We start from the raw sequence: 25,994 nt of genomic DNA, 5'->3' as shown, positions 1-25,994 counted from the left end.
GTGCGCATCGACGCGGTCTCGATCTTCCCCCAGTACCTCGACGCCCTCGACATCTCGCTCATCGGCAAGGCCCGACGTGACGGGCTGATCGACCTGCGCGTGCACGACCTGCGCGACTTCGCCCACGACCGGCACCGCACCGTCGACGACACCCCGTACGGCGGGGGAGCGGGCATGGTCATGAAGCCGCAGCCGTGGAGCGAGGCGCTCACCCACGTGCTCGACTCGGCGGACGAGAGCACGGGCGCTGCTCCCGTGCTGGTCGTCCCCGGCCCCGGTGGCGAGCGTTTCAGCCAGACGATGGCCAGGGAGCTCGCTGGGGCACCGTGGCTGGCCTTCGCCTGCGGTCGCTACGAGGGCATCGACGAGCGTGTCTACGAGTGGGCCGCCGACCGCATGGAGGTGCGGGTCGTCTCGCTCGGGGACTACGTGCTCAACGGCGGCGAGGTCGCCGTCCTGGCCATGGTCGAGGCCATCGGCCGGCTCCTGCCGGGAGTCGTCGGCAACGCCGAGTCCCTGGTCGAGGAGTCGCACGAAGGGGGCTTGCTCGAGTACCCCATCTACACCAAGCCGTCGTCCTGGACCGACGCCGCCGGCGTGGAGCGAGACGTCCCCGAGGTCCTGCTCGGCGGCAACCACGCGGCCATCGCGCAGTGGCGGCACGAGCAGCGGCTGACCCGCACGGCCGCCCGCCGTCCCGACCTGCTCAGCGTGGCGGCCACGACCAGGGAGCTCGCGGGTCTCGACCACTCCGTCGCCAGCCGGGCCGACGCCGCCGAGCTGGCGGTGCTGCAGAAGGCCTGCTGGATCGAGATGGTGACGCCGGAGCAGCACTGGTGGGGGGCCCCGGCGGAGGACGAGGCCGCCGTCGCCGACAACCTCGAGCAGTGGAGCACCCACCTCTTCCGGTCCCACGGCCGTCTCGTCGGGTCGGTGCGCGTGCGCCGCGACCCGCAGGAAGCGACCACCTGGCAGATCGGTCGACTGATGATCGCTCCCGACCTGCAGGGGCGCGGTCTCGGACGCGCTCTCCTCGCGCATGCCGAGGCGCTGGCACCGGCAGGGGTCACCACGCTGTGGCTCAACACCGGCGCCGACCAGCCGCGTCTGCTGAAGTTCTACAAGAAGGCCGGCTACCGCGTCGTGGGACCCGGCGAGGGGCCCGGCACGGTCGATCTCACCCGTCGCCTGCGTCCCTGACGGGCGAGCTCACGAGCAGCCGGGCACCCACAGGCGCAGGGCGACCTCGAGGGCGAGCGTGCCCAGGAGCGCACCCGCCAGCCACATCCATCCCCTGGCCCGGTGGGCCAGGGAGAGCAGGGCGACTGGGATCGCGATGACCAGGGCGATGGCCGGCAGGCCGAGCTGCACGATCGGCCACAGCAGGTCCGTGCCGCTGCAGAGGCTGCCCCCGGGCCGGTCGATCGCCACGAGGCCGTGGACGCGCGAGGCGAGGACGGCCGCTGCAGGAGCGATGAGCAGCAGCGTCAGCAGGCTGCCCACGGGGTGGCGGGTCGGCGTCTCGTCCTCGGGCGGCCGAGGCCGGACGGCATCGCGATTTCTGCTCACGCACTCCCCTCTGGCAGAATCGGACATCGCGCTCAACGACACCGCCCCTGCCACAGGGGGAGTGCCGAGACCAGGGCCCGCACCTCGTGCGGACCCGACCCACGGCACGCGGCGGTGGGCGCGACTCCTCATACATTACTGACGAGGGCGGACGGCCTGTGGCGTCTGCAGGAAAGCGACAAGCGCCATGCAGCGTTTCGACGAGATCGACAAGGCGTCCCTGCGGGACGACATCCCCGAGTTCCGGGCCGGCGACACCGTCAAGGTCCACGTCAAGGTCATCGAGGGCAGCCGCTCGCGTGTCCAGCTCTTCCAGGGCATCGTCATCCGCCGCCACGGCGGCGGCATCGGCGAGACCTTCACCGTCCGCAAGGTCTCCTTCGGCGTCGGCGTGGAGCGGACCTTCCCGCTGCACACCCCGGTCATCGAGAAGATCGAGGTCGCCACCCGTGGCGACGTCCGTCGCGCGAAGCTGTACTACCTGCGCAACCTGCGCGGCAAGGCCGCTCGCATCCGCGAGCGTCGCGAGACCCCCGCGAGCTGACCCACCTGCACCTGCGGGCCGTAGGCTGACCCCGATGTCGACCGAGCCCGCCCAGCATGACCTCTCGACCCCCGCCGGACCTCCGGTGGGGGTCGACGTGCGTCCCGCCCGCCGTCTCCTGGTCGAGATCGCGGTCGCAGTGCTGCTCGTGATGCTCGTGCGGATCTTCGTGATGGAGTCCTTCCACGTGCCCAGCGCCTCGATGGCTCCCACGATCGCTGCCGGGGACCGCGTCGTGGTCACCAAGATCGGTGCCTCGCAGGTCGAGCGGGGCGATGTCATCGTCTTCGACGGGACCTCGACCTTCGCCGCGGCCGACCGCACCCCCTTCGTCTCGGACGGACTCATCGGCAGGGTCCTCTCCGGCGCGGCCTCCGCACTGTCCATCGACCTGGGGGAGCAGGACTTCCTCAAACGGGTCGCCGGCGTCGGCGGCGACCGCGTGGCGTGCACGCCCGCGCGCGGTCTCGTCGTCAACGGCGCGTCGGTCGACGAGCCCTGGCTGGCGCCCGGCAGCCGTGCCTGCGACGCCCCCTTCGACGTCGTGGTCCCGCAGGGGCGCCTCTTCGTCCTGGGGGACAACCGCAGCGACTCGGCCGACTCCCGCGCCCACCTCGGCGACCCGGGCGGCGGCATGGTGCCGGTGGACGACGTCGTCGGCCACGTGTCGTGGCGGTACTGGCCCCTCGACCGCATCGGTGGTCTCGGCTCCTGAGCCGGTTGGTCGGGACACGGCGCCCGGGCTCACGTCAGCGCGGGCCCGGAGCGCGCATACTGGGGGCCGAGATGCCCGACCTGCCGGGCGCGCTAGAGGAAGAGACCCGTGGCACACGATCCTGATTCGGCTCACGCAGAGGCCGAGGACTCCCACAAGGACCGGGTCCGCGAGGAGCGAGTCCGCGACGAGCGGGGCGTCGGAGCGCGTCTGGGGGGTGCGGTGCGCGAGACCGTCGTCGTGCTCGCCATGGCCCTCACCCTCTCCTTCGTCGTCAAGACCTTCCTCATCCAGGCCTTCTTCATCCCCAGCGAGTCCATGCAGAACACCCTGCTCGTGGGCGACCGGGTCGTGGTGTCCAAGCTGACCCCGGGCCCCTTCGAGCTCAAGCGCGGCGACATCGTCGTCTTCGCCGACCCGGGTGACTGGCTCAGCCCGACCCCGGTGACCAACCGCGGTGCGGTGCTCAACGGCCTGCGCGACGCGATGATGTTCGTCGGCCTGCTCCCCGACACCTCCGAGGGCCACCTCATCAAGCGGGTCATCGGCATGCCGGGCGACCACGTGCAGTGCTGCGACGCCGAGGGACGACTGCTCGTCAACGGCGAGCCCATCGAGGAGTCCGCCTACCTCAAGCCCGGCGTCAACCCGAGCGACATGGAGTTCGACATCACGGTCCCGAGCGGCCGCATGTGGGTCATGGGTGACAACCGCAGCGACTCCTCGGACTCGCGCTACCACGACCCCGGCGGCACCGGCAGCGACGGATCCGTGCCCCTCGACCTCGTCGTCGGCAAGGCCGTCGTGACCGTGTGGCCCTTCGACCGCGCGGGCCGCCTGTCGACCCACGAGGACGTCTTCTCCCAGGTGCCGGACGCCGGCAGCAACCGCTCGCTCGGCCTGCCGGTGCGTGAGCCGCACTCGTCGTGACCACCGTCCGTCGAGCCACCCGTCCGGGGCGCCCCAGCCTGCGCGTCGAGCGTGAGCTGCAGCGTGCCGGCCACCGCGTGCTCGCCGGGATGGACGAGGTGGGTCGCGGGTCCCTGGCGGGACCGGTGAGCGTGGGGGTCGTCGTCATCGACGAGACCTGCCGCACGGCCCCCGCCGGGGTGCGCGACTCCAAGCTGCTGACGCCCGCCGCGCGGGTGGCGATGGTGCCGCGCCTGCGCCGGTGGGCGCTCGCACACGCCGTGGGCCACGCCGGGCCGGCCGAGATCGACGAGATCGGCATCATCGCCGCGCTGCGGCTCGCGGGGACCCGCGCCCTGGCGCAGCTGGACGTCGTCCCCGACCTCGTGCTTCTCGACGGCAACCACGACTGGCTGACTGATCCGCAGGAGGTCGGCCTCTTCGCGGGGCTGGGGGATGGCGCCTCGACCCCGCCCGTGCGCACCATGATCAAGGCCGACATGCGCTGCAGCAGCGTCGCCGCCGCCAGCGTCCTGGCCAAGGTCGAGCGCGACCAGCAGATGGTCGAGCTCGCGGACGTCTACCCCCACTACCGCTGGGAGGACAACAAGGGCTACTCGGCGAGCGCCCACCTGGACGCCCTGAGGGTGCACGGGCCCTGCGTCGAGCACCGCCGCTCGTGGTCCCTCCCGGGAGTGCCCCCGGTGCGCGGCCGCAGTGACGCGGTGGGAGATGATGAGGGTCGACCGGGCGAGGGCCATGACCTCCTCGCCGGCACGGTGAGCGAAGGGAGGTCCAGGTGAGCTCGGAGGACCTTGAGAAGTACGAGACCGAGATGGAGCTGGCGCTCTACCGCGAGTACCGGGACGTCGTGCACCTCTTCAGCCACGTCGTCGAGACCGAGCGACGCTTCTACCTGGCCAACAGCGTGGACGTCACGGTGCGCGGCGAGGGCGCCGAGGTCTACTTCGAGGTGACGATGCAGGACGCCTGGGTGTGGGACATCTACCGTCCGGCACGCTTTGCCAAGCAGGTGCGGGTGGTCACCTTCAAGGACGTCAACGTCGAGGAGCTGGCCAAGTCCGAGCTCGAGATGCCAGAGGGCGGCTTCTAGCCCGTCCACATCCCCCGCCGGTGCACCGCCCGTCGTCCACAGCGTCGCGAGGTGGCACCCGACGAGCACCGCGCGGCCCTTGACTGGGTCTCGGAGGTGGTCACCGATGACCCGCACGAGGACGGATGCCGAGCCCACACGGGCCAGCGTGGGAGCCGATGGTGAGGCCTTTGCCGAGCGCCATCTGACGCGAGCCGGCATGGTGGTGCTGGACCGCAACTGGCGGTGCAGCACGGGAGAGATCGACCTGGTCCTGCGCGACGGGGACACCGTCGTCGTCTGCGAGGTCAAGACCCGGCGCAGCCGCGCCTTCGGTGAGCCGATCGAGGCCATCACCAGGGCCAAGCTGGCCCGCCTGCGACGGCTCGCCGGGCGGTGGCTCGCCGAGCACCAGGTGTCCTCGCGCGGGGTGCGGATCGACATCGTCGCCCTGCACCGCGACCACGAGGGCAACTACGCCGTCCACCACGTCGTGGGGGCGTGACGATGGGCGTGGGCGTGACGCGAGGGGTGGCCCTGCGCGGCATCGCCGGTCATCTCGTCGACATCGAGTGCCACGTGGGGCAGGGCCTGCCCGCCTTCGAGATCAGCGGCCTGCCGGACACGGCCCTGCGGCAGGCTCCTCAGCGGGTGCGGGCTGCCACCATCTCGGCCGGGTTCTCCCTCAACTCGCGGCAGCTGACCTTCAACCTGTCACCGGCGGCGATCCCCAAGCACGGCACCGGCTTCGACCTCGGCATCGCGGTGGCGGCGCTCGCCGCCTGCGGTGAGCTGCCGGCCGACGCGGTGCGCCCCGTCGTCCACCTGGCCGAGCTGGGCCTCGACGGCCGGTTGCGCCATGTCGCCGGCGTGCTGCCGGCCGTGCTCGCGGCCCAGCGCGCCGGGTGCGAGCAGGTCCTCGTCGCTCCCGACGATGTGGCGGAGGCCCAGCTGGTCGAGGGGCTGCGGGTCTGCACCGCCCGCACCCTCGAGGAGGTGGTGCGGGGTTACGGCCAGACTGCGCGCGGCGGGAGCTTCCCCCCGGCGGCCGTCGCCGCCCCAGCGGCTGCGGCGGGTCGCGAGAGCGGGGCACGGCGGGTCGACCTCGCTGACGTGTCCGGCCAGCACGAGGCGCGTGCGGCGCTCATGCTCGCGGCGGCCGGGGGGCACCACGTCCTGCTCAACGGCCCTCCGGGGTCGGGCAAGACGATGCTCGCCGAGAGGCTGGTGACGATCCTGCCGCCGCTGACCCGGGAGCAGGCCCTGCAGACCCTCGCGGTGCGCTCGCTCATCGGTGCCGTGCCGACCTCCGGCATCGACCGACAACCTCCCTTCGTCGCCCCGCACCACTCCGCGAGCGTCGCAGCCCTCGTGGGCGGCGGGACCGGCGTGGTGCTCCCGGGGGCGGTGTCACAGGCGCATCACGGGGTCCTCTTCCTCGACGAGGCGGCGGAGTTCGGCGGGGCGGTCCTGCAGGCGCTGCGCCAGCCGCTGGAGTCGGGGCAGGTCGTCATCGCCCGCGCCCGTGAGCAGGTCGTGTACCCGGCGCGGGTGCAGCTCGTGCTGGCTGCCAACCCCTGCCCGTGCGGTGAGGGGCATGGCAAGGGCCTGCTCTGCCGGTGCCGGCCGACGGAGCGGCGCGCGTACGCGGCCCGGCTGAGCGGGCCGCTGCTCGACCGCGTCGACATCCAGGTGCAGGTGCCCAAGGTCAGCCTGGCCGAGCTGCACGAGGCCCCGTCGGACTCGAGTGCAGCGGTGGCGCAGCGGGTCCTCGTGGCGCGGGCCGCTCAGAGCCGCCGGTGGGCCGCGCACGGCTGGCAGCTCAACAGCCAGGTCCCGGGGCCGGTCCTGCGCCGTGCCCCCTGGCGCCTCCCGTCCGCCACGACCGCGACGCTGGACCGCGCTCTCGACCTCGGGCAGGTGACCCTGCGGGGATACGACCGGGTGTTGCGGTTGGCGTGGACGAGCGCCGACCTCAACGGCCGCCCGACACCGAGCCCGACCGACGTGGGTCTGGCCCTCATGTACCGGACCCAGGGCGCGGTGGCGGCATGAGCGGGCGGGGTGGATCGCAGCCCGACGCGGCGCAGGTGGCGCGGGCGCACGCGCAGGTCGAGACCGACGAGCGCCGCGCCCGGGTCGCGTGGTCGCGCGTGCTGGAGCATCGCCGCGAGCGGACCAGCGATGCTCGGGCAGAGCTGCTGGACGAGGTGATGAGCATCGGTCACGTCGAGGCCTGGCACCGCCTGGTCGACGGCGACCTGCCCCGGTGCGCCAGCGCCCGCGCCCATGTGGCCGGCGTCGATGTCGATGCCGAGCTCGACCGAGTGACCCGTCTGGGTGCGCGGGTGGTCATCCCCGGTGACGCCGACTGGCCGACGTGCCTGTCCCACCCCGACATCGAGCCCCACCTGCTCCACGTGCGCGGGCAGGGCTGCCTCGCCGATCTTGCCGCCCGGGCCGTCGCCGTCGTCGGGTCCCGGGCGAGCACGGGGTACGGCGAGGCCATCGCACGCGAGCTGGGGGCGGGCCTGGCCCATCGCTCGTGGACCGTCGTGTCGGGTGCGGCCTACGGCATCGACGCCGCGGCCCACCAGGGCGCGTTGACCGTCGACGGCCCTGCCATCGCGGTGCTGCCCTGCGGTCCTGATCGCGCCTACCCCGAGGGCAACCGTCGCCTGATCGACGCGGTGGCCGAGCGCGGGGTGGTCATCACCGAGCTCGCGACCGGGACGGTGGCCATGCGCCACCGGTTCCTGGCTCGCAACCGGATCATCGCGGCGCTCGGGGCGGCCACCGTCGTCGTGGAGGCGGGGCTGCGCTCGGGCTCGCTCAACACCGCCGGTTGGGCCGAGTCCCTCGGGCGGCCCGTCGGGGCCGTCCCCGGCCCCGTGACGCAGATGTCCTCGGCCGGCTGCCACGAGTGGATCCAAAAGACCCGCGCCCACCTCGTGACCGACACCGCAGACGTCCTCGCCCTGGCCGCCCGGGTCGGTGACGCCCTCGAGCAGCCGGTCGAGCAGCTGGGCCCGGCGCGCGAGCTCGACGCCATGACCACCGCCCAGCGACGTATCCACGACCTGCTCAGGGCTCGTGCGGGACGCTCCCCGGGAGTCGTGGCCCACGAGCTCGTCCTGCCCGTGGAGGAGGTGCTCGCCGAGCTCTCGGTGATGTCCTTGCAGGGTTGGGCCCGTCAGGACGAGGAGGGTGGCTGGCGCCGCGGGCCCGGACCCTCGTGACGGGTCGGTCCACGAGGTGCGCCCAGCGGGGTCGCTCCGACCGGGTCGGTCCACGAGGTACGCCCGGGCTCGTGGGACGGTGGTCGGGTGAGCACGCAGACGCACCCCCGAGCAGCGACCCCCACGTGGGTGGCTGGCTGCGTCGACGACTTCGTCACCCACCTGGAGCGGGAGCGTGACCGGTCCGAGCACACCATCCGGGCCTATGCGGGCGATGTCCGCGCTTGCCTCTCCTGGTGCGCGAGCGACGGCAGCCGCGCACTCGGTGAGATCACCCTGCACCAGCTGCGGGACTGGCTCGGCACGCTCGCTGCGGGCGGCGCCGCTCGCGCCACCCTCTCGAGGCGCTCGGCGGCGGTCCGGACCTTCTTCGCCTGGGCACGCCGCACCGGACGGGTCGAGACGGACCCGGCGCTGCGGCTGGCCTCACCCAAGCGCCAGCGCACCCTGCCCGAGGTCCTCAGCCGAGAGAGCGCGACGAGCGTGCTCGACATCGCCGCGGTCGCGGCGGACGACGACGATCCGATCCACCTGCGCAATCGCGCGGTGCTCGAGCTGCTCTACGCGACGGGCATCCGCGTCAGCGAGCTGACCGGCCTCGACGTCGACGACGCGGACCGGTCCCGTCGGGTGGTGCGGGTCCTCGGCAAGGGGCGCAAGGAGCGCGTCGTCCCCTACGGCGTCCCGGCGGACGAGGCGCTGGGGGAGTGGCTCGAGCGGGGACGCCCGAGGGTGGTCACCGACTCGTCGGGGCCGGCCCTCTTCCTGGGCCGTCGCGGCCGCAGGGTGGACCCGCGGCAGGTGAGAGAGGTCGTCCACGCACTCCTGGCGCACGTCCCCGACGCCCCGGACGTCGGACCGCACGGCCTGCGCCACTCGGCAGCGACCCACCTGCTCGAGGGCGGTGCCGACCTGCGCATGGTCCAGGAGCTGCTCGGCCACTCGTCCCTGGCGACGACCCAGATCTACACCCACGTCTCGCTCGACCGCCTGCGCCGCAGCTACGAGCAGGCCCACCCCCGCGCCTGACCGCGGGTGGAGGTCGACGCGCGGACGATTCGCCGGCGGGTGCACCTCCACCGGCGATACCTCCACCGGCGATACCCCACCGGCGTGGAGGAGGTCAGACCGAGGGCACCGGCAGCAGGATGACCCGTCGGACACCGAAGAAGGTCAGTGGATCCAGATAGGTCGCCCCCCGCTTGGCGCCGAGGTGCAGGCAGGTGGCCGGTGCGCAGTGGCCGGCCTCGTCGCCGACCCGGCCGATGCCCCGACCGCGCTCGACGCGGTCGCCCACCCGGAGCGTCGAGTCGACCGGCTCGTAGGTGCTGCGCACGCCACTCGCGTGCGTCACGGTGACGGTCCCGCGGCCGGCGATGCGACCGCGATGCGTCACCACACCCGTGTCGACGGCCGTGACCCGCTCGCCGACCGATGCCGCGAGGTCGATGCCCCGATGGCCGGGACCCCACTGCTCCTCCGGCGCGTCGAAGGGCGCCGCGAGCGCCGGTCGGTCCCCGTCACCCACGGGCCAGGACCAGCGGCTCCCGGACGTCGCGGGTGGTGGGCCGCCGACGAGGGCCCCGGCGACGAGGAGGGCGAGGAAGGGGGTGGTGCTCATGGGACCCAGCGTCCGCCCTTCGTCAGGAGCGAGCGCGGTCCGGGGTCGACCTGTGGACGGGGGCGCAGAGGCCGCCCGACGTGTGGATCAGCCGGTGAAGGCAGCCAGCCGCCGGCACCCCTCCTGGAGCACCTCGTCGCGTTTGCAGAAGGCGAAGCGCACCAGCGTGGCCGTCTCGCTCGGGTCGTCGCAGAAGACGGAGACCGGCACTGCGGCGACGCCGGCAGCGGCCGGCAGGTCCAGACACCACTGCAGTGCGTCGGTGACACCGAGCGGCGCGGCATCCGCGACGACGAAGTAGGTGCCCTGGGAGGGACGCACCTCGAGGCCAGCCGCCCTCAGGCCCGTCACGAGCAGGTCGTGCCGGGCGCGCAGCGAGTCGCGCAGGTCATCGAGTGGCTGGGGCCCCATCCGCAGGGCGTGCGCCACGGCGTGCTGGAAGGGGGAGGCGGTGGTGAAGGTCAGGTACTGACGGACCACCTGCGCGGCCCGCACGAGCTCGGCGGGCCCGCTGAGCCAGCCGACCTTCCACCCCGTGACGGAGAAGAACTTGCCGGCCGACCCGATCGTCAGCGTGCGCTCCCACATCCCCGGCAGGGTCGCGATCGGGGTGTGCGCCACCCCGAAGGTCAGGTGCTCGTACACCTCGTCGCTGATCACCCACGCGTCGTGGCGACGGGCCAGGTCGGCGACGACCTCGAGCTCCTTCGGGGAGAAGACCTTGCCGGTCGGGTTGTGGGGGCTGTTGACGACGACGACCCGGGTCCGCTCCGAGAAGGCGGCTGCCAGCTCGTCGGCATCGAGGGCGAGATCCGGCCAGCGCAGCGGCACGGTGCGCTTGACCCCGCCGGCGAGGGCGATGACGGCCGAGTAGCTGTCGTAGGAGGGCTCGATGACGACGACCTCGTCGCCGGGGGAGACCAGACCGAGGATCGAGGCGGCGATCGCCTCGGTCGCGCCCGTGGTCACGAGGACCTCGTCGGCCGGGTCGGGGCGAAGGGAGTGGTGGTGCGCCTGGTGCTCGGCGATCGCCTCTCGGAGCGCCGGGATCCCGATCGACGGCGGGTACTGGTTGTGCCCGCCCGAGATCGCGTCACGGGCGGCCCCGAGGACCTCGCTCGGGCCGTCGGTGTCGGGGAAGCCCTGGCCGAGGTTCACCGCGTCGTGCTCGAGGGCGAGCGCCGACATGGTGGCGAAGATCGTCTCGGCGAAGGGCTGCATCCGGGTCACCAGGGGATCGGTCATGGACCCGACCCTACGGAGTGGAGCGTTCGGGCTCGAGCGCCTCGCCCCCTCGGATGGCGAGCCAGGCCAGAGTGAGCATCAGTCGGTCGCGGGGAGCTTCGAAGGAGTAGCCGGTGAGGCCCTCGATGCGCTTCATCCGGTACAGGACCGTGTTGCGGTGGCAGACGAGGTCCTCGGCCGCCCCGGACGCGGACCCGCCGTGACGTACCGCGGCGCCGAGGGTCTCGAGCAGCGCCTGACGGGTTGCACCCGCCAGGTGGAGCAGGGGCGCGATCGTCTCCTCGACGAGGAGGGAGGCCAGCTCCGGGCTCCCCGCGACGATCGCCTCCGGCAGCTGCTCGACGATGTCGGCGACGCCGTCGCTCGACGGGGGAAGGTTGGTGGCCGCGGTCAGCGCATGGTGATAGACGGCGACGACCCCGGTGAGGCCCTCCCGGCACGTGGCGGTGCCGACCCGGCCCCTCACGGAGCGCGCCATGACCGCACGCAGCCGGCTCCAGTTGTCGGCCGATCCAGACGCGATCCCCACGGCATGCTCCCCGTGCATCCACCAGTGGGAGGCGTGCCCGGCGTTCAGCAGGCGCTCGCTCGCCAGCGAGGCGGAGGTGAGGGGCTGGCGGGGGAGCCACACGAGGCACAGCAGTTCGGAGTCAGCGTCGAGCCGGAGCACGCGGCGCGCCTCGGCGGCGAACTCCGGGTCGGAGCCGCGCCCCTGCAGCAGCGAGGAGAGCACCTCCTCCACCCGGGCAGCGTCCTGACCGTGCAGCACCAGCTCCTCGCGACGGTACCTCTCCCGGACGATCTGGCACTGGGTGTCGAGGTCGCTCCACAGGGTCTGACCGGTGCTCAGGAGGACCTCAGGAGCGACGCCCAAGGTCTGACCACTCTCGACCAGCGCGTCCCACAGCAGGCGAGTACCGAGGGTGTACGCATGCAGCACGACCGCGACCGGCACACCCTGCTGGGCTCGTCGCTGCCCGGTCTCGCGCCACAGATCGACGGCTCCACCGCGCACCTCCGTGTGGTCGGACAGCATGAGGATGCCGTAGCGGATGTGGGCACGGATGCTGGCACGCAGGTCGGCCCGGACCGCATCGCCTGCCGAACCGTAGGACGCCTCCTCGGTGGCGAGCAGCTCGTCGGTGATGGCGTCGGCGATCGAGTTGGACCTCGGGAGCAGGGCTGCGGCGGCCCTGGCCATCTGCTCGCGGTGCGTCTCGTCCATCGAGGGTCCATCTCCGTGAGGGGGCGGCGCGTGCGGCTCACCCGCACGGTCGTGTCCGATTGTCAGCCCCTCTTCCCGCGGCCAAGGTAACAGAGGGGCAGCATGCACAAACTCTTTTGTGCACGCCGCCATGGTGTGGGTCACGCATCCTCCGTCAGTCTCGTCACACCCGCACACCGTGGTGCGGGCCCTTCGAGGAAGGATGCCGCGTGACGGTCCCCACCGATCAGCAGGCCCTGCTCACGTTGGACGACATCGTCGTCCGCTTTGGGGGTGTCGTGGCCCTGGACGGCGTCCACCTGGACGTCCGTCCGGGAGAAGTCCATGGTGTCATCGGCCCCAACGGTGCAGGCAAGACGACCCTCTTCAACGTCGCGTGCGGGTTTGTCCCGCCCACCGAGGGGCGGATCCACTTCGCCGGCAAGGACGTCACCGGCTGGAAGCCCCACGACCTCGTCGACCACGGCGTGGCGAGGTCGCTGCAGGGCCTGGGCCTCTTCGACCGGCTGAGCGTCGAGGACAACGTGCTCATCGGCGCCGACCGGCACGCCCGCACAGGCTTCTTCTCCTCCCTCCTGTCGGCCCCGCGGGCGACACGCGACGAGGCGGCGCTCAAGGAGCGCGCCGTCGAGGTCCTCGACCGGCTGGAGATCGCCGACCTCGGTGGTCGCGTCGTCGGCAGCCTGCCCTACCCCCTTCGCAAGCGGGTTGCGCTCGCACGGGCCCTCGTCGCCGAGCCCCGGATACTCCTGCTCGACGAGCCCGCATCCGGCCTCTCCGAGACGGAGATGACCGAGCTCGGCGACATCATCCTCGACCTCTCTCGTGAGGTGTCGGTCCTCCTCGTCGAGCACCACATGGATCTCGTGATGCGCGTCTGCGGCCGCCTGACCGTCCTCGACTTCGGTCGGGTCATCGCTGGTGGCACGCCGGAGGAGATCAAGGCGAACCCGGTGGTCCTGGAGGCATACCTCGGCGCGGAGGTCGAGGACGCACCCACCCGCACCCCCGGTGACGCGCAGGCGAGCGGGACGACCAAGGGAGCAGGACGTGCTTGAGCTCAAGGGTGTGACGAGCAGGTACGGGCCGGTCACCGCACTGCAGGACGTGGACCTGGTCGCGGGGGAGGGGCGGGTCACCTCCGTCCTCGGCGCCAACGGCGCCGGCAAGACGACGCTGCTGCGGACCATCTCGGGGCTGCACCGCCCGGAGTCGGGCAGGGTGACCTTCGACGGCCAGGACATCACCCGGATGTCGGCCGACCGGATGACCCGGGCCGGGCTCGCCCACGTCCCGGAAGGGCGTGGGGTGATTACTGAGCTGACGGTCGACGAGAACCTGCGTCTGGGGCTCCTCGGCCGGTCCAGGCACCGGGAGCCGCTGTCGGTCTCGGACGTCGTGGACCTCTTCCCGATCCTCGGTGACCGCTCGCATGCGCTGGCCCACACCCTCTCCGGGGGTGAGCGACAGATGCTCGTCATCGCCCGAGCGCTGCTCGCCACGCCACGGATGCTGCTGCTCGACGAGCCCAGCCTCGGTCTGGCGCCTCGGATCAGCGCCCAGATCTTCGGGGTCATCCGGCAGCTGGTGGAGGAGCACGGCCTCTCGGTCCTGCTCGTCGAGCAGAACGCCCGCAGCGCCCTGTCCATCGCCGACGTCGGGATCGTGCTCGGTCTCGGCAAGGTCATCGCCTGCGATGACGCAGAGGTCCTCAGCGCCGACGAGAACCTGCGTCACGCCTACCTGGGCTACTGACAAGGAGACCCCGTGCAACTCATCAACACCCTCTTGGGGGGCTTCTCGGTCGGCATGATCTACGCCGCCTTCGCCCTGGCCCTCGTGCTCATCTGGCAGTCGACCCGGATCGTCAACTTCGCGCAGGCCCCGATGGCGATGATCACGACCTTCATCGCCCTCAAGGTCATCGAGTCGGGCGCGAGCTACTGGATCGGGTTCATCGTCGCGCTCATGGCCGGCCTCGTCCTCGGGGCCCTCGTCGAGCGCCTCGTGGTCCGGTACGTCGACCACGACAACCACATCAACCCGGTGATCCTCACGCTCGGCCTCTTCATCGTGCTCCACGCGCTGGCCGCGATTGTCTTCGGCAGCAGCTTTCGCTCCTTCCCCGCGGCCTTCGACCTCACCGGCGTCAAGGTCGGCGGGGAGACACTGGCCCTCACTCCCTTCAGCATCTTCACGATTCTCGTCGTCGTCGCCGTCATGGCCGCGCTGCGGCTGCTCTTCATGAAGACCGACCTGGGTCTGACGATGCGCGCGACAGCCTTCAACCGAGAGGTGGCCAGCGTCCTCGGGGTGAAGGTCAACCGTGCCCTGACGCTCGGCTGGGCGCTCGCCGCCCTCGTCGGCTCCCTCTCGGGTCTGCTCATCGCCGGAGGCGGCCTGGTCCACCCGGCCTACATGGACGGCGTGGTCGTCTACGGCTTCGTCGCCGCAGTGCTCGGCGGCCTCGACAGCGCGGCGGGCGCGGTCGTCGGCGGGCTGGTCATGGGCATCGTGCTCGCCCTCGTGAGCGGCTACCTCGGCTCCGGACTCGTCCCGCTCGCCGCACTGATCGTCCTCGTCGTCGTCCTCCTCGTGCGGCCGGGCGGCCTGTTCTCCACCACGAAGGAAAGGACGGTCTGATGCGCCGGATCGTCAGTTCCCCCCTGCTGCGTCGCGGTCTGGCAGCGATCGCGCTGCTCGTCGTCTCGGTCTTCCTGATCGACATGCTCTCCGACTACCGGCAGAGCCAGGTGTCATCCGTCGCCTACCTCGCGATCGCTGCAGGTGGGCTGAGCGTTCTCATCGGGCTCAACGGTCAGCTGTCCCTGGGGCACGGCGCCTTCATGGCGATCGGCGCCTACACCGTGGCCAAGATGCTGCAGGACGGCAAGGAGTCGCCGATGCTCGTGCTCCTCGTGGCCGCGGCCGTCGTCACCGCCCTCGTCGGTGCCGTCGTCGCTGTCGCAGCGGCCCGCCTGCAGGGGCCGTATGTCGCAGGCGCCACCCTGGCGCTGGCCGTCGCGGTGCCAGCCCTCGCGGTCCACTTCAGGGACACCCTCGGCGGCGAGCCCGGTCTGCGGGTCAGCAGCCCGGACGTGCCGACGGCCATCGACGACGCACTCTTCTTCTTCACCGGTACAGAGACCGGCACCTCGCAATGGCTGGCGACTGTCTCCGTCGCTTGCCTGGTCCTCACCTTCCTCCTGCTGCGCAACCTGTCGCAGTCCCGGGTGGGGCGGCAGTGGCGGGCCGTGCGCGATGACCCGGTCGCCGCGCAGCTCGCGGGGATCGATCTCGGGCGCAGCCGGATCGTCTGCTTCGTCGTGAGCGCAGCGTGCGCCGGTCTCGCCGGTGGCCTCATGGCCTTGGTGACCCGGGTCGCCGCACCGAGCGGATTCACTCTGATCCTCTCGCTCACCCTGCTCATGGCGGTCGTGCTCGGCGGTCTGGGCACGCTCACCGGCGCACTCATCGGCGCGGCGCTGCTCACCCTTCTGCCCACCTATGTCACCAATGCCGGCTCCAGCCTTGGCCTGTCGGACCTCCAGTCCGCGGAGCTTGCACCCCTCGTGCTCGGCCTGACGACCATCGCCGTCGTGCTCCTGGCGCCATCGGGACTCGTCGGGTCCATCGCACCGGCCCTGCGCCGACTGCGGACCCCCTCAACGGACACCAGCGTCACCACCACCACCATCACCAGAGGAGAACAATCATGAGCAGGAATCACCTGCGGGCAGCACTCGCCGCCAGCACGGCTGCGGTCGTGCTGGCCGGCTGCGGAGCCGGAGGGCGAGACGCGAGCTCGGGAGGGGACAGCGAGGGTGACACCACCGGGGTCACCGACACGACGATCTCCGTCGGCACCCATCAGCCCCTGACGGGCGTGGCTGCTCCCGGCTACTCCGAGATCAACACCGGCATGAAGGCCTACTTCGACTACGTCAACGAGGCGGGCGGCATCCATGGCCGCAAGCTCGAGCTGACCGTCAAGGACGATGGCTACAACCCGACCAACACCTCCAAGGTCGTCGACGAACTCGTCCTCAAGGACAACGTCTTCGCGATCCTCGGTGGCCTCGGTACCCCGACGCACACCGCCGTCGTCGACTTCCTCAACAAGGAAGAGGTCCCCGACCTCTTCGTCTCCTCCGGCGCCCAGCTGTGGGGCAACGACCCCGAGGCTCGTCCGTGGACCTTCGGCTGGCAGCCGGACTACGAGATCGAGGGCAAGATCATGGGCCAGTGGATCAAGGAGAACAAGCCCAACGCCAAGGTCGGCCTCTTCCTTCAGGGCGACGAGCTGGGCGGGGACGGGGAGAAGGGCCTACGTCGGTACGTCGACGACCAGATCGTCGAGAGGGTCGAGTACGCCTCCGGCAACACCGACATCGGTCCCCAGATCTCCAAGCTCAAGGCCTCGGGTGCCGACCTCGTGGTCGGCTTCAACACACCCAGCTACACCGCGCTGAGCCAGCTGGCGTCCATGAAGCTCGGCTACGACCCGACGTGGATGTACACCAATGTCGGCTCGGACCCGAAGCTCGCGGGGGAGCTGCTCTCCACCTTCTCCAAGGGCAAGGTCAAGGGCGGCGGTGCCCTCGACGGCGCCATGACGACCGAGTACATCCCCGGCGTGGGTGAGGAGAGCCCGTGGGTCGACCTCTGGGAGAAGGTCTGGAAGGAGCAGGGTGGCAAGGGTGAGCTGACGAACTACCGCGTCTACGGGATGTCCCAGGCCTACCTCTTCGCCTCCGCGCTCCAGGCGGCCGGCAAGGACCTCACTCGTGAGCGCATCGTCGACGTCATCGAGCAGGACGCCAAGAACTGGCCCGGTCCGAACCTGGCGCCCTTCCGCTACTCGGCCGACAGCCACCTGGGCATCTCCGGCATGCGGATGGCCAAGATCAAGGGGCTGAAGACGACCGCCCTCACCGACGTGCTCGTCACCGACCTCGGTGATGCCGAGATCACCAAGGACGAGACCGACGTCGCTGCGGTCGTGCCGCCGAAGGACGGACTGCCCGATGTCGAGGTGCTCAAGTGAGCGCCTGAGCGACGAGCGACGACGGCGGGTGCCCTGCGGGGCCCCGCCGTCGTCGTGCGGGAGGACGGGATTTCTCCCTTCGTCCCACCCGGCCGTAGGATGGAGGACACATCCAGTCTGTCTGGATGAATTCGCGTGCTCCTCACCGGATGACGAGATCTCTTCGATTCCGGGGCACACCACGGCAGTCCCGACCTCGGTCGGGCGGGGTGGGCTGGGGCACCAGGACACAACTGACAACCCTTCGACGAGAGGACTTCGGCATGGCCGTCGTCACCATGCGCCAGCTCCTTGAGAGCGGCGTCCACTTCGGGCACCAGACCCGACGCTGGAACCCCAAGATGAAGCGCTTCATCATGACCGAGCGCAATGGCATCTACATCATCGACCTGCGCCAGTCGCTGACCTACATCAACGACGCCTACGAGTTCGTCAAGCAGACGGTCTCCCACGGCGGCACGATCCTGTTCGTCGGCACCAAGAAGCAGGCCCAGGAGCCCATCGCCGAGCAGGCGACGCGCGTCGGGATGCCCTACGTCAACCACCGTTGGCTCGGTGGCATGCTCACCAACTTCCAGACGATCTCCAAGCGCCTCACGCGTCTGAAGGAGCTCGAGGAGCTGGACTTCGACACCGTGGCCGGCTCGGGCTACACGAAGAAGGAGCTCCTCATCCTTCGTCGTGAGCGCGACAAGCTGGACAAGACCCTCGGTGGCATCCGCAACATGGCCAAGGTCCCCTCGGCCGTGTGGATCGTCGACACCAAGAAGGAGCACCTCGCGGTGGACGAGGCCCGCAAGCTGGGGCTGCCCGTCATCGCGATCCTCGACACCAACTGCGACCCCGACGAGGTCGACTACAAGATCCCCGGCAACGACGACGCGATCCGCTCCGTCACGCTGCTGACCCGGGTCGTCGCTGACGCTGTCGCCGATGGTCTGATGTCCCGCGGTGGCGGCAACGCCAACGCTGGTGCGTCCGCCGAGGCCGAGCCGATGGCCGAGTGGGAGCGCGAGCTCCTGGCCGGCGAGGGCGAGACCCCCGCCGCGACCGAGGCCCCCGCGGCCGAGGCTGCTGCGACCGAGGCTCCGGCCGCGACCGAGGCCCCCGCGGCCGAGGGTGCGACCGAGACCGCGATCGCCGAGGCTCCGGCCGAGACCGAGGCTCCTGCCGCCGAGGCCACCCCGGAGGCTCCTGCCGCCGAGGCCACGCCCGAGGCCTGAGCGACACCTCAACCGACCACCGTCACACCTCACGAAGGAGAACGGGACACACATGGCGAAGAACTACACCGCCGCTGACATCAAGGAGCTGCGCGAGCGCACCGGCGCCGGCATGCTCGACGTGAAGAAGGCGCTCGACGAGACCGACGGCGACAAGTCGAAGGCCCAGGAGCTCCTGCGCATCAAGGGCCTGAAGGGCATCACCAAGCGCGAGGGCCGCACGGCCTCCAACGGTCTGGTCGTCGCACAGGCCGCTGACGGCGTGGGCACGCTCGTCGAGGTCCTCTGCGAGACCGACTTCGTCGCCAAGGGCAATAAGTTCGTCGCCCTCGCGGACGAGGTCCTCGCCGCGGCCGTCGCGGCCAAGGCCACCGACGCGGACAGCCTGCTGGCTGCCCCCGCCGGCGAGGCGACCGTCCAGGAGCTCCTGGACGACGCCAACGCGACCATCGGCGAGAAGATCGAGGTCAAGCGGGTTGCCCGCGTCGAGGCCCCCGTGGTCTCGGCCTACCTGCACAAGACCAGCCCGGACCTGCCGGCCCAGATCGGTGTCCTCCTGGGCACCGATGGTGGTGACGCACAGGTGGCTCGTGACGTCGCGATGCACATCGCGGCCTTCAGCCCCAACGTCCTCACCCGGGACGAGCTCGACGCCGACGTCGTCGCCAACGAGCGTCGGATCGCCGAGGAGACGGCCAAGGAGGAGGGCAAGCCCGAGGCTGCCCTGCCCAAGATCGTCGAGGGTCGCGTGCACGGCTTCTTCAAGGACAACGTCCTGCTCGACCAGCCCTTCGCCAAGGACGCCAAGAAGTCCGTCGGCAAGGTCCTCGAGGAGGCCGGTGCGAACGCCACGCAGTTCGCCCGCTTCCGCGTCGGTTCCTGAGGCGCAGCACCTCGAAGGGGGTCCCACCCGGTCACCGGGTGGGACCCCCTTCGTCATGCTCGGGCTCAGCCACTGCGAGGCAGCGTGTCGAGCACGGTCCGCACCATCCACGCGAGGTGCTCGGCGACGTCGGCCGGCGAGCCCGTCGGGTGCATGACCTGGGAGAGGGTGACGCGCACGATCACCTCGATGGTCGCGTCGATCCGGGCCTGCGGCAGGGGCAGCGCGAAGGGGGCGACCAGCCCCTGGACCGTTGCCGTCGCCAGCTCGAGGAGCTGCTCGGGTCGCGTCGTCAGGAGCGGCAGCAGCTCGGTGTCGGCGCCGTGAGCGGCTGCGACGACGCCGCGCACCAGGGCGCTGTCCGCGGCCCGCTCGAGGACGCGGGTGATGGAGCGCTCGATCGCGGTGGGCACGTCAGGCGCCTCGTCGAAGCCGGCGACCACCTCCGCGAGGAAGTGCTCGACCTCTCGGATGACGAGGGCCTCGGCGAGCTCGGCCTTGGTCCCGACCTCGGTGTGCACCGTCTGCCGGCTGACGCCGACGACCGATGCGACCTTGCCCATCGACACCGCCGCCCAGCCACCACCGACCGTGATACCAGCGGTGGCGTCGAGGATCCGCTCACGCAGCGCGGACTCGGTCATGCCGACCGCACGACGAAGTCGAGCTTGTCCCGCACCCCGCAGTCCGGGCAGGCCCAGTCGACCGGGATCTCCGACCAGGGGGTGCCTGCCGGGAAGCCTTCGTGCTCGTCCCCGGCGGCGACGAGGTACTCGTAGCCGCACCCCGGGCAGGCCGCCGACGCGACCTCGTCCGGAGCCTGCGCCGCTGGGGCCGTCAGTGCCGGGGCGAGCGCGCGGGCACCGGCAGCGTGCGTGACGAGGATGCGATCGCGCTTGCGCGGGTCGATGTTGGCGCGGGTGAGGTCACCGTCGAAGTGCGCCGCCACCCTCGGGTCCATGACCCGACGCCACAGCGGCGGGAGCAGGGCCAGCACGATCATCCCGGCGTACCCGGTGGGCAGCACGGGCGCGGACTCGTGGTCGCGCAGCGCCTGGTACCTGCGGGTGGGGTTGGCATGGTGGTCGCTGTGCCGCTGCAGGTGGTAGAGGAAGACATTGGTCGCGATGTTGTTGGAGTTCCACGAGTGGCTCTGCAGGACGCGCTCGTAGCGCTCCACGTCGCGGTGGTGGACCTTGGCCCGACGCATGCCGTAGTGCTCGAGGTAGTTGACGACCTCGAGCAGGCTCAGGCCGACGACACCCTGCAGGAGCAGGTAGGGCAGGACACCGATGCCGAGCCAGAGCATCATCGCGCCCCACAGCACGAGCGTCATCGCCCAGGCGTTGAGCACGTCGTTGCCCGGGTGGAGCACCGGCTTGCCCCGACGCCGCAGGCGGCTCGACTCGAGCCGCCAGGCGCTGCGCAGTGAGCCGAAGACCGTGCGTGGCCAGAAGGCGTAGAAGCTCTCGCCGAGCCGCGAGCTGGCCGGGTCCTCCGGGGTGGCGACACGCACGTGGTGGCCGCGGTTGTGCTCGATGTAGAAGTGGCCGTACCCGCTCTGGGCGAGGGCCACCTTTGACAGCCATCGCTCGTGCCTGGGCCGCTTGTGGCCCAGCTCGTGGGCGGTGTTGATCGCGATGCCGCCGACGCAGCCGATGGAGATCGAGGCCCCGATCCGCTCGATCACCGACAGCTCGAAGGGGGTCCCCAGCTGACCGGGGAGCAGGTCCAGCCAGCCGCCGAGCCCGAGCGCGTCCAGCACGTCCGGCACCGGGTTGCCACGGATGACGAGGTACATCGCCGCGGCGAACCCGAGGTACTGGATGGGGACGTAGGCGTAGACGATCCAGCGGTAGTAGGGGTCGGCCTCGAGGGCTTTGACGGCCTCCTCGGGCGGGTTGGTCCGGTCGCGGCCGACGAGCAGGTCGACGGCGGGGATGACGCCCAGGATGATGATCGGGCCGAGCCACAGCCACCATGACCAGCCTGTCAGCGCCCGACCGGCGAAGGCCACGAAGGCGAGCGACGGGACGACCAGGCCGATCAGCCAGAGGTACCTCTTGCCGTCGCGCCAGACGGCCGTGTCGGGGGACGTCACCGTTGTCGCCACACCGTGCTCCTCATCGTCGAGGTGTCCCTGCCGGACGGCGGAGACGTGTGGGGTCGACCGTAGTGACTTGCGAGTACCTTGACAACTGCACGGCGAATGTCAAGCGGGGGAGAGGCTCGGATTCCGCCCGCGGCCGGGCGAGGACGGTCATCGCCTCGTCTCGACCTGTGGAAGGATCGGGCGAACCCGCACACGACCCAGGGAGCACCACCGTGACCGACCAGAACACCCCCCCGGCCGACCGCAGGGTCCTCCTCAAGCTCTCGGGCGAAGCCTTCGGCGGCGGCAAGGTCGGGCTCAACCCCGACATCGTGCGCGGCATCGCCGAGCAGATCGCGGTCGCCGTGGGCCAGGGCGTCCAGGTCGCCATCGTCGTCGGCGGCGGCAACTTCTTCCGGGGCGCGGAGCTGCAGGAGCAGGGCATGGACCGCAGCCGCGCCGACTACATGGGCATGCTCGGCACCGTCATGAACTGCTTGGCGCTCCAGGACTTCCTCGAGCACGCCGGCGTCGACACCCGCGTGCAGACCGCCATCACCATGGGCCAGGTGGCCGAGGCCTACATCCCGCGCCGTGCCATCCGTCACCTCGAGAAGGGCCGGGTCGTCATCTTCGGCGCCGGCGCCGGCATGCCCTTCTTCTCCACCGACACCGTGAGCGCCCAGCGTGCGCTGGAGATCAAGTGCGACGAGGTCCTCATCGCCAAGAACGGCGTCGACGGCGTCTACGACTCCGACCCCCGCACCAACCCTGCGGCCGTCAAGCTCGAGCGCGTCACGTACGAGCAGGCCATCCAGCAGAACCTCAAGGTCGTCGACGCCGCGGCCTTCAGCCTCTGCCGCGAGAACCACCTCCCGATGCTCGTCTTCGGCATGGAGGGCGAGGGCAATGTGACCCGGGCGCTCCTCGGCGAGCCCATCGGCACCGTCGTGCACGCCTGAGTGAGAGACTGACCGCAGACCAACCGCGGCCCAGCCGCTCGCGAGGCCCTCTGGGCCGGACAAGGAGACCACGCACATGATCGAGGACGCACTGCTCGAGGCCGACGACAAGATGGAAAAGGCCGTGGAGGTGGCCAAGGAGAACTTCGCGGGCATCCGCACCGGCCGCGTCAACCCCGGTCTCTTCAGCAAGGTGACGGTCGACTACTACGGCTCGCCCACCCCGCTGCAGCAGCTGGCCTCCTTCCAGACGCCCGAGGCGCGGACCCTCCTGATCACGCCCTTCGACAAGTCCTCGATGACAGCGATCGAAGGCGCTCTGCGTGAGTCCGACCTCGGCGCCAACCCGAGCAATGACGGCACCGTCATCCGCCTGACGATGCCGGAGCTGACGGCCGAGCGTCGCAAGGAGTACATCAAGCTGGCGCACAACCAGGGTGAGGACGCCAAGGTCTCGATCCGCCACATCCGCCGGGCCGCCAAGGACACGATCGACAAGCTCGTGAAGGACGGCGAGGTCGGTGAGGACGACGGCAACCGGGGTGAGAAGGAGCTCGACGCCCTGACCAAGAAGTACGTGGACAGCGTCGACGCCCTTCTCAAGGCCAAGGAAGCCGAGCTCTCCGAGGTCTGATGTGACCGAGCCCCAGCCCGCGACCCGGCGCAGTATCAAGGCCGCCGCTCCCGCACCTGCCGGGCCCTCGAGTCGAGCCGGCCGCAACCTCCCCGTCGCCATCGCCTCCGGGGTGGTACTGGGGATCCTGGTGGCCGGCACTCTCGTCATCCACCCGGTGGCCTTCGCCGTCGTCGTCTGCGTGGCGATGGTCGTGGCGGTGTGGGAGATGCGCCAAGCGCTCGCCGTGGGCGGGCTCTTCGCCCCCTTCGCGCCGATCGCCATCGGCGCCGTCAGCATGATCGCCGCTGCCTACGTGCGCGGGGCGGAGGCCCTCGTCTTCGCCGCCGCGCTCACCCTGGTGGCCACGCTCATCTGGCGCGTTGCCGACGGGATGACGGGGGCGCTGCGTGACGTCGGCGCCGGCGCACTGATCCTGCTCTACCCGTGCTTCCTCGCCGGGTTCGCCGCGATGATGCTCGCCGAGCCCCAGGGGCAGTGGCGCATCTTCGTCTTCATCATCACCACGGTCTTCTCCGACATCGGGGGATACGCCTTCGGCGTCCTGCTGGGCAAGCACCCGATGGCCCCCAAGCTGTCGCCGAAGAAGTCGTGGGAGGGTTTCGCCGGGTCGGTCCTCTCGTGTGCCGTGGTCGGCGCGATCGTCATCCCGCTGACCCTCGACGGCGCGTGGTGGCAGGGCGCGGTGCTCGGTGCCCTCGTCGCGCCCGCGGCGACGATCGGTGACCTCATCGAGTCAAGCCTCAAGCGCAACCTCGGGATCAAGGACATGTCCAACATCATCCCGGGGCACGGCGGGCTCATGGATCGCCTCGACTCGCTCGTGATGGTGGTCCCCCTGGTGTGGGTGGCGCTTCGCATCATCGCCCCGCACTGAGACAATGGACCCGATGACCGATCTGCCCACTCCCTCGACCACCCGTCCGGTGCCCGGCCAGCTGACCATGACCGCGCCGCGGCGTGGCAAGCCGCCGCGCCATCTTGCCGACCTCGACCTCGCCGGTCGGGTCGAGCTGGCCAAGGAGCTCGGCCTGCCGGGCTTCCGTGCCAAGCAGCTGTCGACGCACTACTTCACGCACCACACGGACGACCCCGAGCAGATGACCGACCTGCCCAAGGCCGCCCGCGAGGAGCTCGTCGCCGCGATGCTCCCCCGCCTGCTCACGCCGGTGCGCACGATCACCGCCGACGAGGGCGCGACGCTGAAGTCGGTGTGGCGCCTGCACGACGGCGCGCTCGTCGAGTCGGTCCTCATGCGCTACCCGCGTCGCGCGACCATCTGCATCTCCAGCCAGGCCGGGTGCGGGATGAACTGCCCCTTCTGCGCCACCGGGCAGGAGGGCCTGACCCGCAACATGTCGACCGCCGAGATCGTCGATCAGGTCGTGGCCGCCAACCGGATGCTCGCCGAGGCGAGTGATCTGTCCGCACCCTCCGACGGTGGCGCCGAGCTCGGCGACGAGGCCGACGACGACGAGGAAGGGGGGTCCCTCCCTTCGTCCGGCGGCCGGCGGGTCTCCAACGTCGTCTTCATGGGGATGGGGGAGGCGCTGGCCAACTACAAGGCCGCCATCGGCGCCATCCGGCGCATGGTCGACCCCTCGCCCGAGGGCCTGGGCATGAGTGCCCGCGGCATCACGATGTCCTCGGTCGGGCTCGTGACCGGCATCGACCGGCTCACCGAGGAGGGCATCCCGGTGACGCTCGCCCTGTCCCTGCACGCCCCGGACGACGAGCTGCGCGACGAGCTGGTGCCGATCAACACCCGGTTCAAGGTCGACGAGGCGATCGACGCTGCCCACCGGTACTACCTCAAGACCGGGCGGCGGGTGAGCATCGAGTACGCGATGATCCGCGACATGAACGACCAGGCTTGGCGCGCAGACCTGCTCGCCAAGAAGCTGCTCAAGCGCGGCAAGGGTTGGGTGCACATCAATCCCATCCCGCTCAACCCGACACCGGGGTCCAAGTGGACCGCGTCGCGGCCCGGGGTCGAGCAGCAGTTCGTCGAGCGACTGCGCGCCCACGGCATCCCGACGACGGTGCGTGACACCCGTGGCAGCGACATCGACGGGGCCTGCGGGCAGCTCGCGGCGGCCACCTCGGGCGCGGAGTGAGCGCGCCTGCCGACCGCGGCCTCGGCCGCGAGGTCGTCCTGACCCTCAGCGGACCTGACCGACGCGGCATCGTGCATGCCGTCACGGGCGCGATGCTGGGCCAGGGGCTCAACATCCTCGACAGCCAGCAGTTCGGTGACCTCTCGACCGGGGAGTTCCACCTGCGCATGCACCTGCAGGGGGAGGCCGCACTGGATGCAGCTGCGCTCGAGGTGGAGCGGGCCGCCCTGGCCACGGAGCTCGGCGCCGACGTCAGCATCCACGACCCGCACGAGCCGCACCGCCTGCTGGTCATGGTCAGCCGTCAGGGGCATGTGCTCAACGACCTGCTCTTCCGCGTGCGCACCGGTCAGCTCAACGTCGTCGTGCCCGCGGTGGTCTCCAACCACGAGGACTTCCGGGCCGAGGTCGAGTGGCACGGCATCCCCTTCCACCACATCCCGGTGACGCGCGAGACCAAGCCGCAGGCAGAGGCCGCGCTGCGCGAGATCATCGCGGCCGAGCAGGTCGAGACGGTCGTGCTGGCCCGCTACATGCAGGTGCTCTCCGAGGACCTGTGCGCTGACTTCCCCGGCCGGATCATCAACATCCATCACTCGCTCCTGCCCTCCTTCAAGGGGGCGCGGCCCTACTCCCAGGCACACGAGCGCGGGGTCAAGGTCATCGGCGCCACGGCGCACTACGTGACCTCCGACCTGGACGAGGGGCCGATCATCGAGCAGGACTTCCGTCGGGTCGACCACCGGATGAGCCCGGCCCAGCTGGCAGCCACCGGTGCCGAGCTCGAGGCCATGGCCTTCGCCCGTGCCCTGCGCTGGCACGTGGAGCGTCGCGTGGTCCTGCGCGGTCGGCGCACGATCGTCTTCGACTGACGAC

28 protein-coding genes are annotated in these 25,994 nt (G+C 70.9%); 22 read left to right on the top strand and 6 right to left on the bottom strand.

What is annotated here, in order from left to right:
* Entirely contained in the window at positions 1 to 1,200 is a 1,200-nt protein-coding gene (gene trmD / locus EXU32_RS09810; RefSeq protein WP_130629741.1) for a tRNA (guanosine(37)-N1)-methyltransferase TrmD, read from the top strand.
* A gap of 9 nt (positions 1,201 to 1,209) precedes the next feature.
* Here trmD and EXU32_RS09805 read toward each other — a convergent pair whose 3' ends face one another.
* The gene (locus tag EXU32_RS09805; RefSeq protein ID WP_130629740.1) at positions 1,210 to 1,569 is read right to left on the bottom strand and encodes a hypothetical protein; all 360 of its coding nucleotides are present in this window, start codon (positions 1,567 to 1,569) and stop codon (positions 1,210 to 1,212) included.
* 187 nt (positions 1,570 to 1,756) lie between these two features.
* On the opposite strand from EXU32_RS09805, the gene rplS reads away from it, so the two are divergent.
* The 9 genes from rplS (at position 1,757) to EXU32_RS09760 (ending at position 9,098) form a co-directional block, all read left to right on the top strand.
* Positions 1,757 to 2,113, top strand: a complete 357-nt coding sequence (gene rplS, locus EXU32_RS09800; protein WP_130629739.1) for a 50S ribosomal protein L19 — start codon at positions 1,757 to 1,759, stop codon at positions 2,111 to 2,113.
* Positions 2,114 to 2,147: 34 nt separating this feature from the next.
* Positions 2,148 to 2,828 (top strand): signal peptidase I, encoded by a 681-nt coding sequence (gene lepB, locus EXU32_RS09795; RefSeq protein ID WP_130629738.1) that lies wholly within the window; start codon positions 2,148 to 2,150, stop codon positions 2,826 to 2,828.
* Between the two features lie 108 nt (positions 2,829 to 2,936).
* Positions 2,937 to 3,758: a signal peptidase I gene (lepB, locus tag EXU32_RS09790; RefSeq protein WP_130629737.1), complete on the top strand. Its 822-nt coding sequence runs from the start codon at positions 2,937 to 2,939 to the stop codon at positions 3,756 to 3,758.
* A gap of 89 nt (positions 3,759 to 3,847) precedes the next feature.
* Entirely contained in the window at positions 3,848 to 4,540 is a 693-nt protein-coding gene (locus tag EXU32_RS09785; protein ID WP_130631143.1) for a ribonuclease HII, read from the top strand.
* Positions 4,537 to 4,851, top strand: coding sequence for a DUF2469 domain-containing protein (locus EXU32_RS09780; protein ID WP_130629736.1), 315 nt, complete (start codon positions 4,537 to 4,539; stop codon positions 4,849 to 4,851). Before EXU32_RS09785 ends, EXU32_RS09780 begins: the two co-directional genes overlap by 4 nt.
* Before the next feature lie 106 nt (positions 4,852 to 4,957).
* Positions 4,958 to 5,335, top strand: coding sequence for a YraN family protein (locus EXU32_RS09775; RefSeq protein ID WP_130629735.1), 378 nt, complete (start codon positions 4,958 to 4,960; stop codon positions 5,333 to 5,335).
* Positions 5,336 to 5,337: 2 nt separating this feature from the next.
* On the top strand, positions 5,338 to 6,885 hold the full coding sequence (locus tag EXU32_RS09770; protein ID WP_130631142.1) for a YifB family Mg chelatase-like AAA ATPase: 1,548 nt from the start codon (positions 5,338 to 5,340) through the stop codon (positions 6,883 to 6,885).
* Positions 6,882 to 8,069, top strand: coding sequence for a DNA-processing protein DprA (gene dprA / locus EXU32_RS09765; protein ID WP_130629734.1), 1,188 nt, complete (start codon positions 6,882 to 6,884; stop codon positions 8,067 to 8,069). Before EXU32_RS09770 ends, dprA begins: the two co-directional genes overlap by 4 nt.
* 87 nt (positions 8,070 to 8,156) lie before the next feature.
* Positions 8,157 to 9,098, top strand: coding sequence for a tyrosine recombinase XerC (locus EXU32_RS09760; RefSeq protein WP_130629733.1), 942 nt, complete (start codon positions 8,157 to 8,159; stop codon positions 9,096 to 9,098).
* 94 nt (positions 9,099 to 9,192) lie between these two features.
* Here the strand turns inward: EXU32_RS09760 and EXU32_RS09755 are convergent, their stop codons facing one another.
* The 3 genes from EXU32_RS09755 to EXU32_RS09745 form a co-directional block, all read right to left on the bottom strand.
* Positions 9,193 to 9,690, bottom strand: coding sequence for a murein hydrolase activator EnvC family protein (locus EXU32_RS09755; protein ID WP_130629732.1), 498 nt, complete (start codon positions 9,688 to 9,690; stop codon positions 9,193 to 9,195).
* 87 nt (positions 9,691 to 9,777) lie between these two features.
* Positions 9,778 to 10,935: a pyridoxal phosphate-dependent aminotransferase gene (locus tag EXU32_RS09750; RefSeq protein ID WP_130629731.1), complete on the bottom strand. Its 1,158-nt coding sequence runs from the start codon at positions 10,933 to 10,935 to the stop codon at positions 9,778 to 9,780.
* 10 nt (positions 10,936 to 10,945) lie between these two features.
* A complete protein-coding gene (locus EXU32_RS09745; RefSeq protein ID WP_165399637.1) occupies positions 10,946 to 12,160 on the bottom strand; it encodes a PucR family transcriptional regulator in 1,215 nt (404 codons plus the stop codon).
* A 209-nt stretch (positions 12,161 to 12,369) separates the two neighbouring features.
* Here EXU32_RS09745 and EXU32_RS09740 point away from each other — a divergent pair, with 209 nt between their 5' ends.
* The 7 genes from EXU32_RS09740 to tsf all read left to right on the top strand — a co-directional run bounded on the left by EXU32_RS09740 (position 12,370) and on the right by tsf (position 19,313).
* Positions 12,370 to 13,218: an ABC transporter ATP-binding protein gene (locus EXU32_RS09740; RefSeq protein ID WP_130629729.1), complete on the top strand. Its 849-nt coding sequence runs from the start codon at positions 12,370 to 12,372 to the stop codon at positions 13,216 to 13,218.
* Positions 13,211 to 13,915 carry an ABC transporter ATP-binding protein gene (locus tag EXU32_RS09735; RefSeq protein ID WP_130629728.1) on the top strand — a complete coding sequence of 235 codons (705 nt, stop codon included), beginning with the start codon at positions 13,211 to 13,213 and terminating at the stop codon, positions 13,913 to 13,915. The genes EXU32_RS09740 and EXU32_RS09735 overlap by 8 nt, the downstream gene beginning before the upstream one ends.
* Before the next feature lie 12 nt (positions 13,916 to 13,927).
* Entirely contained in the window at positions 13,928 to 14,803 is an 876-nt protein-coding gene (locus tag EXU32_RS09730) for a branched-chain amino acid ABC transporter permease (RefSeq protein ID WP_130629727.1), read from the top strand.
* On the top strand, positions 14,803 to 15,879 hold the full coding sequence (locus EXU32_RS09725; protein ID WP_130629726.1) for a branched-chain amino acid ABC transporter permease: 1,077 nt from the start codon (positions 14,803 to 14,805) through the stop codon (positions 15,877 to 15,879). The genes EXU32_RS09730 and EXU32_RS09725 overlap by 1 nt, the downstream gene beginning before the upstream one ends.
* Complete coding sequence (locus EXU32_RS09720; RefSeq protein WP_130629725.1) at positions 15,876 to 17,207, top strand: ABC transporter substrate-binding protein; 1,332 nt, start codon at positions 15,876 to 15,878, stop codon at positions 17,205 to 17,207. Before EXU32_RS09725 ends, EXU32_RS09720 begins: the two co-directional genes overlap by 4 nt.
* Before the next feature lie 263 nt (positions 17,208 to 17,470).
* Positions 17,471 to 18,430 (top strand): 30S ribosomal protein S2, encoded by a 960-nt coding sequence (gene rpsB, locus EXU32_RS09715; RefSeq protein ID WP_130629724.1) that lies wholly within the window; start codon positions 17,471 to 17,473, stop codon positions 18,428 to 18,430.
* Positions 18,431 to 18,482: 52 nt separating this feature from the next.
* Positions 18,483 to 19,313 carry a translation elongation factor Ts gene (gene tsf, locus EXU32_RS09710; protein WP_130629723.1) on the top strand — a complete coding sequence of 277 codons (831 nt, stop codon included), beginning with the start codon at positions 18,483 to 18,485 and terminating at the stop codon, positions 19,311 to 19,313.
* Positions 19,314 to 19,378: 65 nt separating this feature from the next.
* On the opposite strand, the gene EXU32_RS09705 is transcribed toward tsf, so the two are convergent.
* On the bottom strand, positions 19,379 to 19,957 hold the full coding sequence (locus tag EXU32_RS09705) for a TetR family transcriptional regulator (RefSeq protein ID WP_130629722.1): 579 nt from the start codon (positions 19,955 to 19,957) through the stop codon (positions 19,379 to 19,381).
* Complete coding sequence (locus EXU32_RS17615; protein WP_278044448.1) at positions 19,954 to 21,414, bottom strand: fatty acid desaturase; 1,461 nt, start codon at positions 21,412 to 21,414, stop codon at positions 19,954 to 19,956. Before EXU32_RS17615 ends, EXU32_RS09705 begins: the two co-directional genes overlap by 4 nt.
* A gap of 224 nt (positions 21,415 to 21,638) precedes the next feature.
* Between EXU32_RS17615 and pyrH the strand changes: the two genes are divergently transcribed.
* The 5 genes from pyrH (at position 21,639) to purU (ending at position 25,990) form a co-directional block, all read left to right on the top strand.
* On the top strand, positions 21,639 to 22,367 hold the full coding sequence (gene pyrH / locus EXU32_RS09695) for a UMP kinase (RefSeq protein WP_130629720.1): 729 nt from the start codon (positions 21,639 to 21,641) through the stop codon (positions 22,365 to 22,367).
* Between the two features lie 76 nt (positions 22,368 to 22,443).
* On the top strand, positions 22,444 to 23,001 hold the full coding sequence (frr, locus tag EXU32_RS09690) for a ribosome recycling factor (RefSeq protein WP_130629719.1): 558 nt from the start codon (positions 22,444 to 22,446) through the stop codon (positions 22,999 to 23,001).
* A gap of 1 nt (position 23,002) precedes the next feature.
* Positions 23,003 to 23,878 (top strand): phosphatidate cytidylyltransferase, encoded by an 876-nt coding sequence (locus tag EXU32_RS09685; RefSeq protein ID WP_130629718.1) that lies wholly within the window; start codon positions 23,003 to 23,005, stop codon positions 23,876 to 23,878.
* Positions 23,879 to 23,891: 13 nt separating this feature from the next.
* The gene (rlmN, locus tag EXU32_RS09680; RefSeq protein ID WP_431603025.1) at positions 23,892 to 25,118 is read left to right on the top strand and encodes a 23S rRNA (adenine(2503)-C(2))-methyltransferase RlmN; all 1,227 of its coding nucleotides are present in this window, start codon (positions 23,892 to 23,894) and stop codon (positions 25,116 to 25,118) included.
* On the top strand, positions 25,115 to 25,990 hold the full coding sequence (gene purU, locus EXU32_RS09675; protein ID WP_130629716.1) for a formyltetrahydrofolate deformylase: 876 nt from the start codon (positions 25,115 to 25,117) through the stop codon (positions 25,988 to 25,990). The genes rlmN and purU overlap by 4 nt, the downstream gene beginning before the upstream one ends.
* Positions 25,991 to 25,994 lie beyond the last annotated feature (4 nt).

This window comes from Janibacter limosus (assembly GCF_004295485.1).
GTDB classification, from domain to species: Bacteria; Actinomycetota; Actinomycetes; order Actinomycetales; family Dermatophilaceae; genus Janibacter; species Janibacter limosus_A.
Note: the sequence above shows the minus strand (reverse complement) of the source record. Positions and strands in the feature narration are given on the sequence as shown.